Raw genomic sequence first — 15,624 nt, 5'->3', positions numbered from 1 at the left:
GGGCTCGTCGGGTGACGCGGCATGACGACCGGCTGTGCTGCTCCAACTGGCCCACCTGGGCGTCACCAACGCCTTTGCGCTGCTGCGCCTGTTGCCCGCGAGCGATCGGGACGTGGAAGGCACCGTCCACTTGACGATCCCCCAGGCCGACTTGGCCGCTCGACGCTTCGAACGGACGCACGTCACCACTTACTGGAACCCCTGAGACCCGGCACGCCACTGCGGGTGTCGGGCAGGCTTCCGTCCAATGTGGCCACCATGATGAATCCGCCGGGGTCGACGCCCGTGTTGCGTCGGGAGGCGCCGAGCCGATCGCTCCAGCAGTTCGGCGGCGTCCTTTTGCCTTCCTCGGCGGACGGCCGCCGCAGCGAGTTCGGCCAGGACGGTGTACGAGACGTGGTAATGGACAGGCTCGCCGTCGTCGGTGAAAGCGGAGCGGAATTGAACATAGGCGGTGGCGTAGTCGCCCTCGGCCGCGGCCGCCAGGCCAATGGCACGGCGTGCGAGGACCGCGACGGAGCGGTTTTCCAGAGGGTCGACCAGGATCAGTGCCTGCTCGGCGCGGTGTCGGGCGTCGGCTGGCTCGCCAAGCAGTGCGAGCGCCGTCGCGTCGAGCGCATGGGCACACGCCTCGGCGTGGTCCAGCCCGGCCGTTGATGCCACCGTCGAGATCTCGGCGGCCACCGAGCGGGCCTCGGCCCGCCGGCCCTGCTCCAGATAGGCCCAGCCGACGGCGCACCTCAGACCGTCCGGCAGTGAGCCACGGGCCTGCCACCGGTCGGACGCCTCGTCGAAGGTTTTGGCGGCCAAGGCGGTCTGGTCCAGGATCCAGGCCACGATGGCGAGCGCGGTCAGAGTGCCGGCGTCGTCTTTGGCCTCGGCGATGAGTACGGGCAGCGCCGGGGCGAGAGAGGCTCCGGCGCCGTTGGGGTCGGAGACGGCCTGTACCCAGGCACGCAGAACGCCCCCGGCGGTGGAGTCCGGCATGGCGGAGAGCAGGTTCTCGATCTGTTGTTGCTGGGACTCCTCGCCCGAGCTACGACGGGATGCGGAGTTCCACGAGTACGGTGAGCGGTTCGGCCAGTCTCAGCGCGCGTCCTGGTGGTAGTCCGACGGACGGGTGCGGAGCTTGGCGGCGATGCGGGCCAGCGCCCGCCGGTCGGCCTTGCTGAGCGGGTCGAGCACGAGCTCCCGCACCGCGCGCAGGTGCACCGGCGCGGCGGCGACGAGGAGTTCGTAACCGCTGCTGGTGAGGGCGGCGAGTGTGTAGCGGCCGTCCGCCGGGTCGGGTGAGCGCGTCACCAAGCCCCGCTGTTCGAGCCGTTTGACGACGTTCGACAGCCGGGACAGCGAGCCGTTGGTCAGGTAGGCCAGCTCGCTCATGCGGATCACGCGCCCCGGTGCTTCGGAGATCTGGCTCAGCGTCATGTACTCGAACAGCGTCAGGCCGGACTCCTGGTGCAGGGGCGCTTCCAAGCGGCCCGGCATCAGCAGCGCCATCGAGATGAGGCCGGTCCACGCTTCCTTCTCGGCGGCGTCGAGCCAGCGCGGCTCCGCCGAAGCGTCTCGGTCAGCTTCCCGTTCTGAGGACACCGGGACACCCTATCGGGACTGATTTGACTTCACCCTTGAAGTCACTGCATCATGAGATGACTTCAAGGGTGAAGTCATCCCACAAGGTCTGAGGAGTGCGAGAGTCATGACGGTTTCCTTGATCAACCCCGACGGACACGTCCAGGTGCCGCTCTACCACCACGTGGCCGTGGCAACCGGCAGCAAGCAGATCCACGTCGCCGGTCAGGTCGCCTGGGACGGCAACGGCGAGCTGGTCGCGCCGGGCGACTTGGCGGGACAGGTCGCGCAGGTGTACCGCAACGTCGCGAAGTCGCTGGCGGCGGCAGGGGCGACGTTCGACGACGTCGTCCGCTTCACCTGGTACGCGGCCGGCTGGAAGCGGGAGATGTACGACGCGTTCGTCGCCGGCGTCGAGCAGGCAGCGACGGAACTGGGCATCACGGCGACCCCGCCGGCGGCGCTGATCGGCGTCGAGGTCCTCTTCGAGCCGGGCATCCTGGTCGAGGCGGAGGTCACCGCGGTCGTCGGCTGATCAGAAGCGGCACGCTGGTAATCACCTGCGCCACACGGTTCCCCGGCGTTCGTACTCCATCACCGTCTCCACCTGGTGGGCGGCCACACCGGGGAACCGTTCGACCAGCCACAGCACGACGTCCGGCCCCGAGGTGATGCCGCCGCTGATCAGCTCGCCGTCGTCGACCACGCGTGCGTTGATCACCGTCGCGTTCCGGGCGGCGAGGTCCGCCTTCGCGGCGTGGTGCGTGGTCGTGTTGCGGACACGGGTGATCTCTGCGGCGGACAGCACCATGACACCGGTGCAGATGCCGACCGGCAGGACCGGCGCGGCGGCCGGCCGGCGCAGGAAGTCCGCGTCCGCGAAGACCTTCCGCACTGGGCTCGAACCTGCGCACGTTCCGTTCGGAGCGTCGTAGCGGACGGTCCGGGGTTTCACAGGCGGAAGGGTCGACGCGGGTCGCGTGGGGTCATGTGGTCGAAGGTGGTGAACCAGGCGCGGGGTCGGTAGTCGCCCATGTTCAGGTGGCGGTTGTGGTTGTCGTCGGGGTCTTCGATGCCGTCGCGGCCGGGGTCGAACAGTTCCAGGATGTCGTGGTCCTTGAACAGCACGTCCGACAGCAGCATCCAGTCCAGGTCGTCCTCCCGTTCGGGGAGACCGGCGAAGTGGGTGTCCAGACCGGACCAGCCGTCGTCCACCGCCGACTCCGCGTACCGCAGGACCAGGTGCAGCGCCATCTCCTCCGCCGCGCACCGCGGTCGGGGCCACTCCCCCGCCGCCAAGTCTGCGACCAGGTCGTCACAGGAGCGGGCGGCCTGGCGCCGCCACACCGCGTCCTGACGCCAGGTGATCCGCGGGAACTCGTCGAACACCGCCCACATTTCGTCGGCCGGGTCGACCGGGTCGTCGCCGAACTCGATCACGTCGTTGTAGGCCAGGTCGGCCAGGAACTCCGCCGCAGACCACAACACCGCGGCCGTCCTCGGCGTCACCATGGCCTCCGCGCACACGTCGCACGACTCGTCCCCGCACCCGCACTCCGGGAACAGACCGGCGAAATCCGGCCGCACAGGCACCGCGCGCCAGTGCTCGTCCGTCTCGACGGCCGAATACTCCGCGCCGTCGACCTCGACACCGTCGCAGTCGACAATCGCGTACGGGTCGAGCACGGTCTCCAACGCCACCACCGGGTCACCCCGCACGCCCTCGGACTCCTCCTCGCGGACCTGCTCCACGCTCCGCCGGGAGCCGTCCTCGACGACGTCGTCCGCCTCGGCGATCGAGCGCAGCGCGGCCCGCTCCAACACCACCTCGTCAGCCACCTCGACCAGCACCTCGACGGTCACCCTGAAGCGACGCCGACCGCACCATTCCCGGCCACGCGACGACCCTACGACCGACCCACACTCCAGGGCCGCCGATCCACGTCTGTTCACGTCGGTTCACGCACGGCGGGGCAGGTCAGAGCAGGTACGGCAGATTCACCCGATCGGGTGGCGACCCCACACGCCGCCGGCAGAAAATCAGGAGCGAGTCGCTCCTGATCCGCTCCTTCACAGCACCACCGAAGATCGTTTCGATACCGTCCCGTGACCATTTCCAAGATCGTTCCGAGCGCACGAAAAAGCCCGCCGACCTGGGCTTTAGCTCCAGAGCCAGCGGGCTTCTTCAGACCGTCGGGACGACAGGATTTGAACCTGCGACCCCTTGACCCCCAGGCACCTTCCAGCAGCTTGCCACCTGCGAAGAACAGCGCTCTGACCGGCGCGAACAGTCCACTGACGTCCACCGACGTCCGGGCGGGTACACGCCGTTTGTCACTCAGTTAGTCACTCGGCCACTCAGCATCACCGTCCACCTTGGACATATCCCGCGCAGCCACTACGCCGGAACCCGGCCGCGCCGCTCCAGCCCTGAAAGCACCCCTAAGCCAGCGGATCGTTCGCGCGCAGCTGACCGCGATCAGTGCCCCAAGACGAACCGCACGCGCGGGCCGTCGGCGCTGCGGTCGCCGGATCGCCTTCTACGGCACCCACCGACAGATCGGCCAGCACTGGTCACCACACTAGGTCGGCCGGTTCAACACGCGGGCTGTAGCCGTGGGGGGTGAACCACTGCCTGCCCTAGCGGCCCGACCCGGCACCCCTCTCCCCGACCCGCAAAGTGCCGCAAGTGCCGCAAACATGCAGGTCAACCACCTTGCGGATAGCTCAGCTCATCCGCAAGGACCTTGCACATCCGCAAGGCACCTTGCGGATCGAAAAATCTATCCGCAAGGTACTTGACCTGCGCGTTTGCGGCACTTGCGGCACTTTGCGGGTTCCAGCCCCCCGCTGGCTACAGCCAGACCAATCAGCACCGGTTTGCTGCGCGGCGGTCCGTGGCTCGCCCAGCGACTACAGCCACCAGCCGACATGAAGGACAGGGCTCCCTCAGGAGTGACCATCTACCGGTGTCCTGAAGGGACGGCCGTTGCTCTCCAGCCACACGGACCTACTCGGGTTGCTTGCCTCGCAGCAGTTCCAAGATGGCGTCCAGCTTCGCCCCGTGCTCCGCCTGAGCGGTCGCGATCTCGGCGAGCCGGTTGCCCTGCCGCTTCTGCGTGGCCTCGATCGTGGCAAGCATCTCGTAGATCGACTGGACGTCGTTGTCAAGCTGTCGCACCTTGCGCTCAAGCTCCGCTGGACTCGCCATAGCAGGAGAGCCTAGCTGTCCGGCTGGGGACAGAGGCAGGATGTAGCGCAAGATGCGTTCACCAGACGAGGCCAGAGCTAGCTGGAGTCCAAGCTTCTCGCAGATCAAGCAAAACGAGCGCGACGGATCTACAGCATCCTGCCTGTACTCCTCTGACCAGCGCTTACAGCACTCGGTACGGCCGCTTCGGTACGCATCCGGCACAGGCATCCACTGCATCCTGCCGCTCGGCAAGCCGACTGATCCGGACGCGCACTTGCAGGAAACATAGCCACTGCGACCGTCGATGATGCAGACATGCCCGAAGACCGTCCCACTCCCACACCATTACCCCACGCCACCCTGGGCGAACAGCCTGCCGCCCATGCACCCATGCCGGTACCGACACCATCCACATCACGCACGCCGCTGGAGCCAATGCCGCGCAAGGTGATCGCAACCGTGGCGGCCCTGATCGCCACAGCAACGATCGGCCTGGTGGTGGTGTTGTGGTGGGCGGGTACAGCGGGCCTGTCCGGAGCGGAGTTGGTGAACGCGCGGTTCAACGCGCTGCGCACCGGGTTGAGCATCGGCGTTGGCGGAGGCGGACTCTTCGCGCTGTACCTGGCGTGGCGACGCCAGCACGCCACCGAGATCGGACTGGTACAGAAGGAACGCGACCAGGCTGACGTCGCCCGCGCCTACGAACTGCAACGCGAGACCGCCGAGCACACCCGCCAGCACGCCGAACGCGTCGCGGCTACAACCGAACGCGATGCCGAAGCCCGCCGGATCACCGACCTATACGCGAAATCTGTGGAACAGCTCGGGTCAGACAAGGCCCCAGTACGTCACGGCGGCCTGTATGCCTTGGAACGCCTTGCTCAAGACCACCCAGACCACCCCGCGCTGCGCCAAACCGTAGCCAATGTGCTCTGCGCCTACCTTCGCGCCCCGTTCGACCTTCCTGGCAACCCGCCCGAGGCCGACGTCGACCGAGCCGTCCGCGACGAGTACCGGGAACGAGTCCAGGAACGTGAGGTTCGGCTGACCGCCCAACGCATTCTTACGACCCACCTGCACCCTGGCGACGATGCCGACCGACCCTCGGCGACCTTTTGGGCAGACACCCAGCTCGACCTTACTGGCGCAGTCCTCATTGACTGGAGTACGAAGAACTGTGTGTTGGGCATGGCGACGTTCCGTCAGGCCATCTTCGTTGGGATCGCCCGGTTCGACGGCGTGACGTTCACCGGGGTCGCTCGATTCAGTGGGGCAAAGTTCACCGATGACGCCTTGTTCAACGAGGTGCAGTTCGCTGAGGAAGCCGGATTCAATGAAGTAGAATTTTCTAGGGACGTTTGGTTTGGCGAAGCGAAATTCACAGAGACGATCTGGTTCAGTAAAGCGAAGTTCACAGGAGATGCCTTGTTTGATGGCGCGTCGTTCAACGGGAGGACCCTGTTCAATTCGGCACATTTCGTCAGGAGTGCCTCGTTCAGCGGAGTGGCATTTGAACAGGACGTCATGTTCACGGAAACAACGTTCACTGGTGATGTCGTGTTCAGCGGAGCCGCGTTTGCCAGAATCTCCGAGTTCAACGGAGCGACGTTCGCGGGAGAGGCTCGGTGCAACGGAGCGATGTCCCGCCACCTCCAGCCTGGAGCTACATTCAGGGAGTCATCATGGCCAGCCGGGTGGCAGCTTTCGCCCGACCAAAAATATTTCAAAGGACGCAAGGGTACTTGGCATCTGCTTCTGATGACCGCCTCTGTGTCAAGCCCCTCCGACTGCTGATTCCCGAGGCCGCTAGGGATTCAATCCCCAGTCTGCTCTCGGCCGCAGTCCATGCCTCGGGAGGGGCGCGGTGTCGTGAGCTGCGGGGCAGGCGGGACAATGCCGCCTCGGAAAATCCGTACGAGACCTCGATATACCATGAAACCGACATTTAAGAGGCATCCTTGCGTACCGCATTATCCGGCACGTGCCCATCGGCGAACGACCGGATCTGCTTCGCGGCTACCTCATAGCACAAACGGTTGGTACCCGGAACAGTGCGGGCAGAATGTGGACTGATGATGACACCAGGGCGCGCCCATAGTGGATGTCCAGGCGGAAGCGGTTCAGGATCGGTTACATCTAGTGCCGCCCGCAGGCGACCGCTAGTCAACTCCGCGACCAGTGCGTCTGTGTCGACAATTTGGCCACGCGCGGCATTTATCAGCAGTGCACCGTCATCCATCGCTGCCAGGAAGTTGCCGTCAACGAGCCTGTATGTATCTCGGTTCAACGGAGCAGTAATCACCACTACGCTATGACCGCCGATCAAATTCGGAAGCTCCGCCGAACCATGTATGCCGGCACGCGCGCTACTCGCGACCAGTGTTGATGTCGCGTCGAAGGCTGCGAGTCGTCTTGCAACGGACATTCCAATGCTTCCTGCGCCAATGATGAGCGCCCGTTTTCCGGCCAATGTTTCCGCATCGAATCGGCGATGCGCCCACGTCTCAGAGTCTTGGAACCTTACGAGAGTGGGCCATTGGCGAAGTTGGGCAAGAATTGCCGAAAGGACCCACTCGGATACCGGGCCCGCGTGCGCTCCACGGGCACTGGCCAGCGCCACATGTACAGGGACATGCTCAAGCCACTCGTCCACTCCAGCAGTCAAGAGCTGAACCATCCGCAATTTGGGTAGCTGTGCCAACAACTGAATTGGCCGGTGACTACTCCGATATGGCGGTATCAAAACTTCGGCTGCTCGTTGAAGGTCGCTCGGCCGTGCTTCATTGGGATCGTAGGTGATAATTTCCACCCCAGGGATGATGCGCAGTTCTTCCAGGCCGACCCGATCGTCAGGTTCCTCGCTAACAAGAACCTTGATGCGCGCCACCACTATGGTTATCCTTCGCTTACGATCGCGGAAATGAGCTGCCGAGCCTGAGTCTGCAATGGGGCGCCAGACGCACTATTATCAATTACCAGGTGCGGCACGGGCGGACGAAAATCAATATCGACAGTCTCAAGGTAGCTCAACCAATTGTCCAGTTTGAAGGAATCGCGCGCAGCACCACGATGCCGTATGTACGTGTGCATAGTTTCCGCATCGCAATAGACCCAAACGATGGATACTTTCGCGCCCATATCTCCGTACGCTACCTCCATCCTGTTCAACCATGCGAGGTCGTTGAACTCTCTGATGAATGGGGCGGTCACGATGGCGCTGTTCCCACACTGAACGTTCTCGGTGAGCGCATTGATCAACGCTTCATACTCACGCGGACGAATGCGCGATAGATACTCTTCAGATTCACGGTCATTCGGCGAACGACCTAGAATATTTAGAGCAGCTTCAACTACAGGCCTTGTCAGTGTGTCTTTGTCAAGCATCGGCCAGCCGGTTTCCCGCGCAAGTACCCGCCCAAGTTCCGTCTTCCCGCTTCCAGCATAACCACCGACCAATAGAACATGTGGCTTATCGGTGCGCATTTCGTGACGGACAGCCTGATCGGGGGCATTAACGACACGTCCTGCGCGAGGCTTACTTACTACCACGTTCTCCTGCGCAAGAATTTGCATCGCCTTGTCGATCGTGAAGACACTCACCTGCCACTGCTCCGCAAGTTCACGGGTCGAAGGCAACGACTGGCCATGGCGTAGCTCGCCAGCAGCGATCTTGTTGCGGATGTTCCGGGCCACCTGCTGCTGCAAGGGCTCCCCCCGCGTAACGCGAGGACCTGGGCCTGACATGCCACCTCCGGGTGCTTGGCCTCCAAGTCAGGAGCATACCAGGGACATAACAGCTGACTAGCTGGTGTTTCCGCAGGTAGGTGACCTGTTGCCGGACAATCGAAGCCAGGCAGTTGACCTGGTATCCATGCAACTGTTAGCTTCCTCTCGTGACCTGATGTGTCGGTCACCACACGAGAGGACTTGCGATGAACGACGAACAGGACGACTACCGGATCAGCCCGGACGAACTGGATCTCGCCGAGTTGAGGACGTTGGAGGACTACGCCCTGAGCGGTCCGGGCTTCGCGCCTGACGGCGTGGCCCTTCAGGCAGTTGAGTCGCTGTTGGCGCAGGTGTCGACGGAGATCGGCATTTCGTCCGGACCGACGTCGGCGTTGTTGGACGGTTCGGCGTTGGAGCGGCGGAACCGTCGGATCCTCAACCGGGTGTTGGCGGGTGTCACGGTCCGGTACGGGGTGACGTTGGCTCAGGCGGAAGCCGAGTCGGCGAGGCCGGTGCCGGTGACCGTGACGACGATTCCCGCTCCGGTGTTCGGCAGGTCCAAGGCCACTGGTCGTAGGGCGCGGCGTGCGGCTGCGCGTGTCGCCGGCCGCCTGTCCGGGGCGGAGGCGGCGTGATGGGTGACAGGGCGGCGTTGACGCGAGCGGCGGCCGTGGCCGCTGTGCTGCTGGCCGACTACGGCGACGAGGTGAATGCCTGGGCGGTGGACCTGCGCAGCAGGCCGAACTGTCAGACGGGTGCGGTGGTGTCGTTCCAGCTCGGGCACGTTCCGGCGTGGGACTGGGAAGCGTGCTTGGTGGCGTTGGCACGGTCGGCCGTGGCGTTGGGCTTCTCCGAGGTGGAGTTGGTGCCGCAGGGCGATTACGTGCGGGTGGTGGCGGTGGGCGAGGTGTCCACGTCGGCCGGTGCCGCGCGGGTGGAGGTCTGGGACCACCTCACCGGTGATGCCGTCCGGTCGGCCGCCGACCGGTTGCAGATCGTGCTGGACCGTGACGCCGGTCCGGTGACCGTCCCCGTGGCGCACCTGTTGCAGACGTTCGCGGTGATGGCGTGATGGCGGGCAAGACGTTCCCGTGGGTGCTCGCGCCGGTTCCGTGGGCGGATGGTGCGCAGTACACCCGTGGCTCCCACGACGGGCTACCGCTGTTGTCCTACGGCTGCGCCCCGCGCGACCGGTTGGCCACCTACCGGCAGTTGCGGGAGATGGGTCTGCGGCCGGGCGGTCAGGACCCGGTGGCCGTGCTCTACGTGCGGCACCACGAATCGGGCAAGACCTCCTTCGCGTCGCTGTACCTGATCGACCTCGCCAAGCCGGTCCGGCCGATGACACCCGCCAAGTGGACCGCGCTGGCCAAGGCCAACCTCGGCCGCCGCATCTGCCCGCAGTGCGGCAAGGACCACGGCTACGTCATCCCGCCCTCGCTGGGCTGCTGCTTCACCTGCGTGATGGCCAACGAGACCGGCGAGCGGGAAAGGCAGGCCGCGTGATGTACGTCCCCGACCCCGAGGGCACCGCCCGCAACTGCCCGCACGGCTGCGGCCTGACCACTGTGCTGGCCCGGTTCGGCGACGGCCGCCCGATCCGGGTGCACTGCGGCACCCACCGGGCGCAGTGCCCCGGCCGACCGACCCGCCAGGTTCCCCGCACCTGGACCGCGTTCCACCGCCCCGCGCACGCCGCCTGACCCTTTCTCGCTTTCCCCTACGCACCAACACCGTTGAGGAGATCGCTGTCGTGAAGGACAACAACGCTTCCATCACCACCGATGTGCTGCTGTTCGCCCGGGACGACGCCGGTCAGTGGCGGGTGCTGCTGATCGAGCGGGGTCACGACCCGTTCGCGGGTCGGTGGGCGCTGCCCGGCGGCTACGTCGACCCGCACGAGACCTTCGCCGCCGCCGCCGTGCGCGAGCTGCACGAGGAAACCGGCGTGGCGTTCGAGGAATGGAGCCTGGACCAGGTCGGCGTGTACGACACCCCCGACCGCGACCCGCGCGGCCGTGTCATGTCCGTGGCCTTCGCCGCAGTGCTCGACCACATGCCCGCCGCCGTCGGTGGCGACGACGCCCGCCAGGCCCGCTGGTGGCCGGTGGCCGAGGTCATGTCGACCGACTTCGGCGCGCTGGCGTTCGACCACGACCAGATCCTCACCGACGCCGTGGAGCTGTTCATGGCCCAGGGCATCACCCTCGCGCACTGACTCCGCCCGGACCGGCGGCCACTCCGGCAAGAGAAACGCCGCCGGTCCGGTCCACCCCAACACCGCCCCAGAGGGGGCGGGTCAGGAGAACACCAGCATGTCCGACAGGACACCACGACACCACACCGGGATCACCGCCGGGCACTTCCCGACACCGCACCTGGCGCTACGCGGTACCGCCGACGAAACCCAGGTGCGAGGGTTCGCCGAGGAGCAGGCCCGCGCTGCGCGGTCGCAGGCCCGCGCTGCGCGGTCGATCGTGCCGCAACTGGCCGGGATGGAGGTCCTGGGCGCGACCAACCGGATCGCGTTGTTGACGGCCGTGTACGACGCGGTGGTGCGTTGGCGGCACGCGTTGGCCGCCACCACGGCCGATGCCCGCTACACCGCCGGGGGCAGCCCGTCCGCGTCGCGCTACCAGGTGACGCTGGACGAGGCCGGGCCGAACTACGACCGGCTCGGGGAGGTCGGCCGGTTGCGGGCCGGTGCCCGCTGGGACGAGGCCACGGGCAGGTGGGTGGGCGGCACCGACACGCCGGCCAGCCTGGTCACCGCCGCGTACGGCCGTGCCGCCCTGGCCCGGTTCGCGGTCGAGGCACCCCGCCACGATCGGTTGCACAACCGGGTCACCCTGCCGGTGTCCGGCGGCACCGTGCGCGGCAACATGCTCGTGCGCGGCGCGTTGGCGGTGATGGTGGCACGGGGACTGGCCGGACGGCTCGCCGCGCGCCGTGGCGTCACCCGGGTGGAGACCACCGGGGACCTGCTCTACGCGGTCACCGCAGACAGCGCCGAGCGCAAGGCCATGTTCGGCGAGGCCATGAGGGTCCTGGCGTCTGCCGGGTCCGGTGATGTGGCCGCGTGGTGGAACGCCGCCTATCTGCTCTACCAGGCCCCGTGGTTCAAGAAGGGCAGCGACGCGGTGAACCGGGTGTTCCTGGTCGCGGTCGGCACGGTCCTGCTGGGTGAGCCCCCGGTGCTGCCCCACGACCTGGACCTGCAGTGCATGGTCCTCGGGCAGACCACCGTCACGGCCGTCCCGTTCGTGTGCGGGGGTGCGGCATGAGCGCCGTTCCCGTGCACTGTCCGACATCGCACCACCTGCGCGCGCTGCTCGCCGTGGTCGTCCACGTTGTGGCACGGCCCGTGCCCAACGCGCCGGCCGACGACCACGCCGATTGGTGGTTCGTGTTGGGCGACCTGTGGTGCGAGTTCGCACGCAAGACCGGCGATCCGTTCGCCTGGGAACAGGCCCACGACCTGGCGGAGCATGCCGACCGGCAGGCCCGCCGGATCACAGACGGCATCCCGGGCACCCCGTGGCCGGCCGACGCAGACGCCGGGAGCGTGACGCGATGAGCGCCGTGCCGATGCTGCTGGTGGTGCTGGGTGCCGTGGTCGCGCTGGTGGTGGTGGTGGTGGTGGTGTGGAAGCTGCTGCTGGCCGCCGGGCTGCTCGGGTTGGCGCAGTGGGCGGTGGTCACCCAGACCGACGACCCCACCCTCGTGGTCCTGGTGCTCGGGGTGCCGTCGCTGATCACCGTGGTCGCCGTGTCCCGTCTGGTGTCCCGACCGTCCGCCGGGTTGCGGCGTGGCCGGTCCCGTCTGAAGGGGGTTGTGCTGCGATGACCAGCGCCTACCCGATCGAGCTGGACCGGTTGGCCCGTCAGGTCAGCGAGTGGGCCGACCGGGAGGGACGGCTGCCCTCCCGCAATCAGGTCATGCGCGCGTTCAAGGTCGGCGGGCCCAAGGCCCGCGCGGCGCTGGACACGGTCAAGGCCGTCCGCTCCGCAGCCCCGGACCCCCGCCCGGCGACCGGGTCCGACGCCCCTGACACCGGTCCCGTGCGGCTGCTGCACTCCGTGCCCGCACCCGCCGGTCCCTCCGACGACACCCCCGACCACGTCGAGTCGGAGCCGGTGGACCTTCCGGACGGGCGGGACCGGACCACGCCGGCCCCGGTGATGGACGACGCGGACGCACCCGACCCGTCACCGCAGCCCAGCATGTCCGCAGGCCCGGACACCACACCCGGTCCGGCCGCCGATCCCGCCCCGCCGGGGAGGGTGGGTGCCGCCTGGGCGGTGCTCACCGGCCGCACCCCGCCGCCCGGTCGCAGGGTCCGCCGTGCCCGGCGGGTACGGGCCTGGCCGGTACTGCTGATCGCCCTGGGCGCGTTCGTGGCCATCTGGGGCGGATGGGTGGAACTGGGCAAGCTCACCGGCTTCGGCGAGATCACCCCACTGCCGGGCATCGCCGACGACTGGACCATCAATTCGGCGATCACCCTGCCGCTGGGGGTGGAGGCCTACGCGGCGTTCGCGCTGCGGGTCTGGCTGTCGGAGTCCACCGGTTCGGTCCGTGCACGCGGGTTCGCCAAGTGGTCCGCCCTGGGCGCGCTGCTGCTGGGCGCGGCCGGACAGGTGGCCTACCACCTGATGAACGCCGCAGGCCTGACCGCCGCACCCTGGCAGATCACCACCGCCGTGTCCTGCCTGCCCGTAGTCGTCCTGGGCCTGGGCGCAGCCCTGACCCACCTCATGCACAACGACACCACCGAGGAGGTGACCCCATGACCACCACCGCCAACACGACACCCGATCCCGACGAGGTGCCCGACAACGTGCTGCCGTTGCGGCGCACTGGAGATCCCCCGGTGGGACCGGTCGTGCCGGACGAGGCGATCGAGGGCGAACTGCTGACGGCGGAACAGTCGGCGGAGTTGGACCGGCGGTTGGCCGCGCGGCGGATGCGGCAGGCCGCCGACAGCGTCGGACAGGTGGTGCGGGTGGTGCGCGCATCGCCCGCCACCGGCCGGGTGGCGCGCGGGGTGCGGATCGGCGCGCGGGCGGGCTGGACCGTGGCGCAGGGCCACGTGTCGTGGGCACGGCGGGCGACGCAGGCCGCCACCTACGGCCATGTCCGCGAACAGATCCGGCTGGCCCGGCTGGCCGGTGACCCGCTGGCGCTGGCGGAGTGGACCGAGCGGCTGGACATGCTCAAGAACGGTCGGGCGCAACGGTTGCGGGAGCTGCCCGGCACGCTGTGGGCGGGACTGCGGGCGGTGTTCGTCGCGGTCACCGTGCTGGCCGGGGTCGCGCTGCTGGCCGGGGTGGCAATGCAGTTCACCCCCGGCGGGTGGGACTGGGCCACCTGGTGGGGCCTGATCGGGGACGTGCTGGGCGTGGCCGGTCTGGTGGTCACGATCGCGGTGCAGGTGGTGCTGTGGGGCACCGGACCGGCGCTGCTGGTCGCGGCGTGGCGGGAAGGCCGCCGTGCCGCCGTGGTGCCCCGGTGGCTGGTGTCCGAACAGGAACGCGCCGAGATGGACTCCGAGATCACCCCGGACCTGATCACCCGCGCCCTGGCCCACGTCAAGGTCACCGCCCTGACCAAGTACCTCAAGGAAGGCGGCCAACTGGAATACCTGGTCCAGCCTCGCGAACAGGGCGGCGGCACCTACACCCAGATCCGGCTGCCGCTCGGGGTGGTCGCGGCGGACCTGCTGCCCACCGGCAAGGCGGAGCTGCTGGCGGGCAACCTGGGACGGCACAAGCACGAGGTCTGGCCGCAGCGCGACCCGGCCGCCGACGCGCGCGTGCTGGACCTGTGGATCGCGGACAAGGGCACCATGGACAAGCCCGCACCGCCGTGGCCGCTGCTGGACGACGGCGAGTTCGACGTGTTCCGTGACCGGCTGCCCTTCGGTGTGACCATGCGTCAGGAGCAGATCAGTGTCGGGATGCTGCAGAAGCACTGGCTGATCGGTGCGACTAGCAAACAGGGCAAGTCCACCGTCATGCGGCTGCTCGCGCTGGGCCTGGCCCTGGATCCGACGGTGGAACTGCTGGTGGCCGACCTCAAGGGCGACGGCGACTGGAAGATGTTCGTGCGCCGCGCCTCCCAGTACGTCGAGGGCTCCACCGACGAGCACGCCGGACGGGCCTGCGACATGCTGGAGTGGGCCGTGGGGGAGATGGAACGCCGCTACCAGGCCAAGTCCGATCAGGGCATCGTCGGGCCGATCCCGCGCGAGCTGTCACGGCGCAAGGGATCGGGGTTCCACCCCGTCTACGTGTTCGTCGACGAGTGCCAGGTGCTCTACGGCGCGCCCCACCCCGTCGGCGGCACCAAGGACGACTCCCGCGCGGTCAGGGCCGCCAAACGGCTGCACGACCAGGCCCGCGCGGTCAACATCCACCTCGCCCAGGCCACCCAACGCCCCGACGACCGGACCCTGCCCGTCCGCGTCCGCGAAGGCGCGCACGTGCGCTGCGCCCTCAACGTCCCCAACGAGGGCACCGCCCGCATGATCCTGGCCGACGCCGTCGACCGGGGCGCACGCCCCCAGGACCTGCGCCCCGGCGCCGACGCCGGCACCGTCGTGGCCACCGGTGAAGTCGAGGACATCCCCGCCGGACAGGCGTTCGTCATCACCCGCACCAACTACGTGTCCACACAGGACGCCTACCGGGTCATCGACCGCGCCATGGCCATCCTCGCCCGCCATGGCCGCACCGTCGACCCCGCTGGCGACACCACCGAACCCGCCGCGCCCGTCGACCACCTGGCCGACATCGAACGCGCCATGCGCGACGAGCCCTACACCCGCACCACCCTCGTACTGGCCCGCCTCATCGAGGACAACCCGGAGATCTACGAGGACTGGAACGCCGAACGGCTCGCCGAAGAACTGCGGCGCTGGGAGATCCCCATCCGCAAGATCAGCAACAAGGTAGTCCACTCTGACGATGTCGCCAACGCCATCACTCGGCGTGACAACGGCGAACTGACCGGCGACCCCGCCGACACCGACGAGGACGACCGGTAACACCCGCAGAACCCCTAGGGACCCGGCCAGGGACCCTCCACCGGACAAGGGACTAGTCCCTACCGGGGTCCCTGAGCCGGGT

Annotated in this window: 20 protein-coding genes; 13 read left to right on the top strand and 7 right to left on the bottom strand. The window is 67.6% G+C overall.

Annotation, left to right across the window (positions count from 1 at the left end; genetic code table 11):
- Positions 1–34: 34 nt before the first annotated feature.
- Positions 35–205, top strand: coding sequence for a hypothetical protein (locus tag FHS29_RS36345; RefSeq protein WP_221456575.1), 171 nt, complete (start codon positions 35–37; stop codon positions 203–205).
- Here FHS29_RS36345 and FHS29_RS24815 read toward each other — a convergent pair.
- Together FHS29_RS24815 and FHS29_RS24810 are read right to left on the bottom strand one after the other, a co-directional pair.
- Complete coding sequence (locus FHS29_RS24815; RefSeq protein WP_221456574.1) at positions 190–987, bottom strand: hypothetical protein; 798 nt, start codon at positions 985–987, stop codon at positions 190–192. The two genes, FHS29_RS36345 and FHS29_RS24815, sit on opposite strands and share 16 nt — an antisense overlap.
- A 99-nt stretch (positions 988–1,086) precedes the next feature.
- The gene (locus FHS29_RS24810) at positions 1,087–1,593 is read right to left on the bottom strand and encodes a MarR family winged helix-turn-helix transcriptional regulator (RefSeq protein WP_184694396.1); all 507 of its coding nucleotides are present in this window, start codon (positions 1,591–1,593) and stop codon (positions 1,087–1,089) included.
- A gap of 106 nt (positions 1,594–1,699) precedes the next feature.
- Here FHS29_RS24810 and FHS29_RS24805 point away from each other — a divergent pair, with 106 nt between their 5' ends.
- Positions 1,700–2,107 carry a RidA family protein gene (locus tag FHS29_RS24805; RefSeq protein WP_184694394.1) on the top strand — a complete coding sequence of 136 codons (408 nt, stop codon included), beginning with the start codon at positions 1,700–1,702 and terminating at the stop codon, positions 2,105–2,107.
- Between the two features lie 21 nt (positions 2,108–2,128).
- On the opposite strand, the gene FHS29_RS37065 is transcribed toward FHS29_RS24805, so the two are convergent.
- From FHS29_RS37065 to FHS29_RS24795, 3 genes are all read right to left on the bottom strand, one after another.
- The gene (locus tag FHS29_RS37065; RefSeq protein WP_312865088.1) at positions 2,129–2,467 is read right to left on the bottom strand and encodes a DJ-1/PfpI family protein; all 339 of its coding nucleotides are present in this window, start codon (positions 2,465–2,467) and stop codon (positions 2,129–2,131) included.
- Positions 2,468–2,523: 56 nt separating this feature from the next.
- Positions 2,524–3,435 (bottom strand): hypothetical protein, encoded by a 912-nt coding sequence (locus FHS29_RS37060; protein WP_246440790.1) that lies wholly within the window; start codon positions 3,433–3,435, stop codon positions 2,524–2,526.
- A gap of 1,147 nt (positions 3,436–4,582) precedes the next feature.
- The gene (locus tag FHS29_RS24795; protein ID WP_184694871.1) at positions 4,583–4,783 is read right to left on the bottom strand and encodes a hypothetical protein; all 201 of its coding nucleotides are present in this window, start codon (positions 4,781–4,783) and stop codon (positions 4,583–4,585) included.
- Positions 4,784–5,200: 417 nt separating this feature from the next.
- Here FHS29_RS24795 and FHS29_RS24790 point away from each other — a divergent pair, with 417 nt between their 5' ends.
- Positions 5,201–6,559, top strand: a complete 1,359-nt coding sequence (locus FHS29_RS24790; protein ID WP_184694392.1) for a pentapeptide repeat-containing protein — start codon at positions 5,201–5,203, stop codon at positions 6,557–6,559.
- Positions 6,560–6,710: 151 nt separating this feature from the next.
- On the opposite strand, the gene FHS29_RS24785 is transcribed toward FHS29_RS24790, so the two are convergent.
- Both FHS29_RS24785 and FHS29_RS24780 read right to left on the bottom strand, forming a co-directional pair.
- On the bottom strand, positions 6,711–7,652 hold the full coding sequence (locus FHS29_RS24785) for an NAD(P)-dependent oxidoreductase (RefSeq protein ID WP_312865087.1): 942 nt from the start codon (positions 7,650–7,652) through the stop codon (positions 6,711–6,713).
- A gap of 8 nt (positions 7,653–7,660) precedes the next feature.
- A complete protein-coding gene (locus tag FHS29_RS24780; protein ID WP_246440789.1) occupies positions 7,661–8,470 on the bottom strand; it encodes a GntR family transcriptional regulator in 810 nt (269 codons plus the stop codon).
- Positions 8,471–8,697: 227 nt separating this feature from the next.
- On the opposite strand from FHS29_RS24780, the gene FHS29_RS24775 reads away from it, so the two are divergent.
- The 10 genes from FHS29_RS24775 (at position 8,698) to FHS29_RS24730 (ending at position 15,542) form a co-directional block, all read left to right on the top strand.
- On the top strand, positions 8,698–9,129 hold the full coding sequence (locus tag FHS29_RS24775) for a hypothetical protein (RefSeq protein ID WP_184694388.1): 432 nt from the start codon (positions 8,698–8,700) through the stop codon (positions 9,127–9,129).
- A complete protein-coding gene (locus tag FHS29_RS24770; protein ID WP_184694386.1) occupies positions 9,129–9,566 on the top strand; it encodes a hypothetical protein in 438 nt (145 codons plus the stop codon). The genes FHS29_RS24775 and FHS29_RS24770 overlap by 1 nt, the downstream gene beginning before the upstream one ends.
- Positions 9,566–10,000: an RRQRL motif-containing zinc-binding protein gene (locus FHS29_RS24765; RefSeq protein WP_221456573.1), complete on the top strand. Its 435-nt coding sequence runs from the start codon at positions 9,566–9,568 to the stop codon at positions 9,998–10,000. Before FHS29_RS24770 ends, FHS29_RS24765 begins: the two co-directional genes overlap by 1 nt.
- A complete protein-coding gene (locus FHS29_RS24760) occupies positions 10,000–10,197 on the top strand; it encodes a hypothetical protein (protein WP_184694384.1) in 198 nt (65 codons plus the stop codon). The genes FHS29_RS24765 and FHS29_RS24760 overlap by 1 nt, the downstream gene beginning before the upstream one ends.
- A 50-nt stretch (positions 10,198–10,247) precedes the next feature.
- Complete coding sequence (locus tag FHS29_RS24755) at positions 10,248–10,712, top strand: NUDIX domain-containing protein (protein ID WP_184694382.1); 465 nt, start codon at positions 10,248–10,250, stop codon at positions 10,710–10,712.
- 97 nt (positions 10,713–10,809) lie between these two features.
- On the top strand, positions 10,810–11,778 hold the full coding sequence (locus tag FHS29_RS24750) for a hypothetical protein (protein WP_184694380.1): 969 nt from the start codon (positions 10,810–10,812) through the stop codon (positions 11,776–11,778).
- A complete protein-coding gene (locus FHS29_RS24745; protein WP_184694378.1) occupies positions 11,775–12,071 on the top strand; it encodes a hypothetical protein in 297 nt (98 codons plus the stop codon). Before FHS29_RS24750 ends, FHS29_RS24745 begins: the two co-directional genes overlap by 4 nt.
- Positions 12,068–12,340, top strand: a complete 273-nt coding sequence (locus FHS29_RS24740; RefSeq protein ID WP_184694376.1) for a hypothetical protein — start codon at positions 12,068–12,070, stop codon at positions 12,338–12,340. Before FHS29_RS24745 ends, FHS29_RS24740 begins: the two co-directional genes overlap by 4 nt.
- The gene (locus FHS29_RS24735; RefSeq protein WP_184694374.1) at positions 12,337–13,287 is read left to right on the top strand and encodes an ABC transporter permease; all 951 of its coding nucleotides are present in this window, start codon (positions 12,337–12,339) and stop codon (positions 13,285–13,287) included. The genes FHS29_RS24740 and FHS29_RS24735 overlap by 4 nt, the downstream gene beginning before the upstream one ends.
- Positions 13,284–15,542 carry a P-loop NTPase family protein gene (locus FHS29_RS24730; RefSeq protein ID WP_184694371.1) on the top strand — a complete coding sequence of 753 codons (2,259 nt, stop codon included), beginning with the start codon at positions 13,284–13,286 and terminating at the stop codon, positions 15,540–15,542. Before FHS29_RS24735 ends, FHS29_RS24730 begins: the two co-directional genes overlap by 4 nt.
- The last annotated feature ends 82 nt before the right edge of the window (positions 15,543–15,624 follow it).

Source organism: Saccharothrix tamanrassetensis (assembly GCF_014203665.1).
GTDB classification, from domain to species: Bacteria; Actinomycetota; Actinomycetes; order Mycobacteriales; family Pseudonocardiaceae; genus Actinosynnema; species Actinosynnema tamanrassetense.
This window is presented reverse-complemented; position numbering and strand designations above follow the sequence as displayed.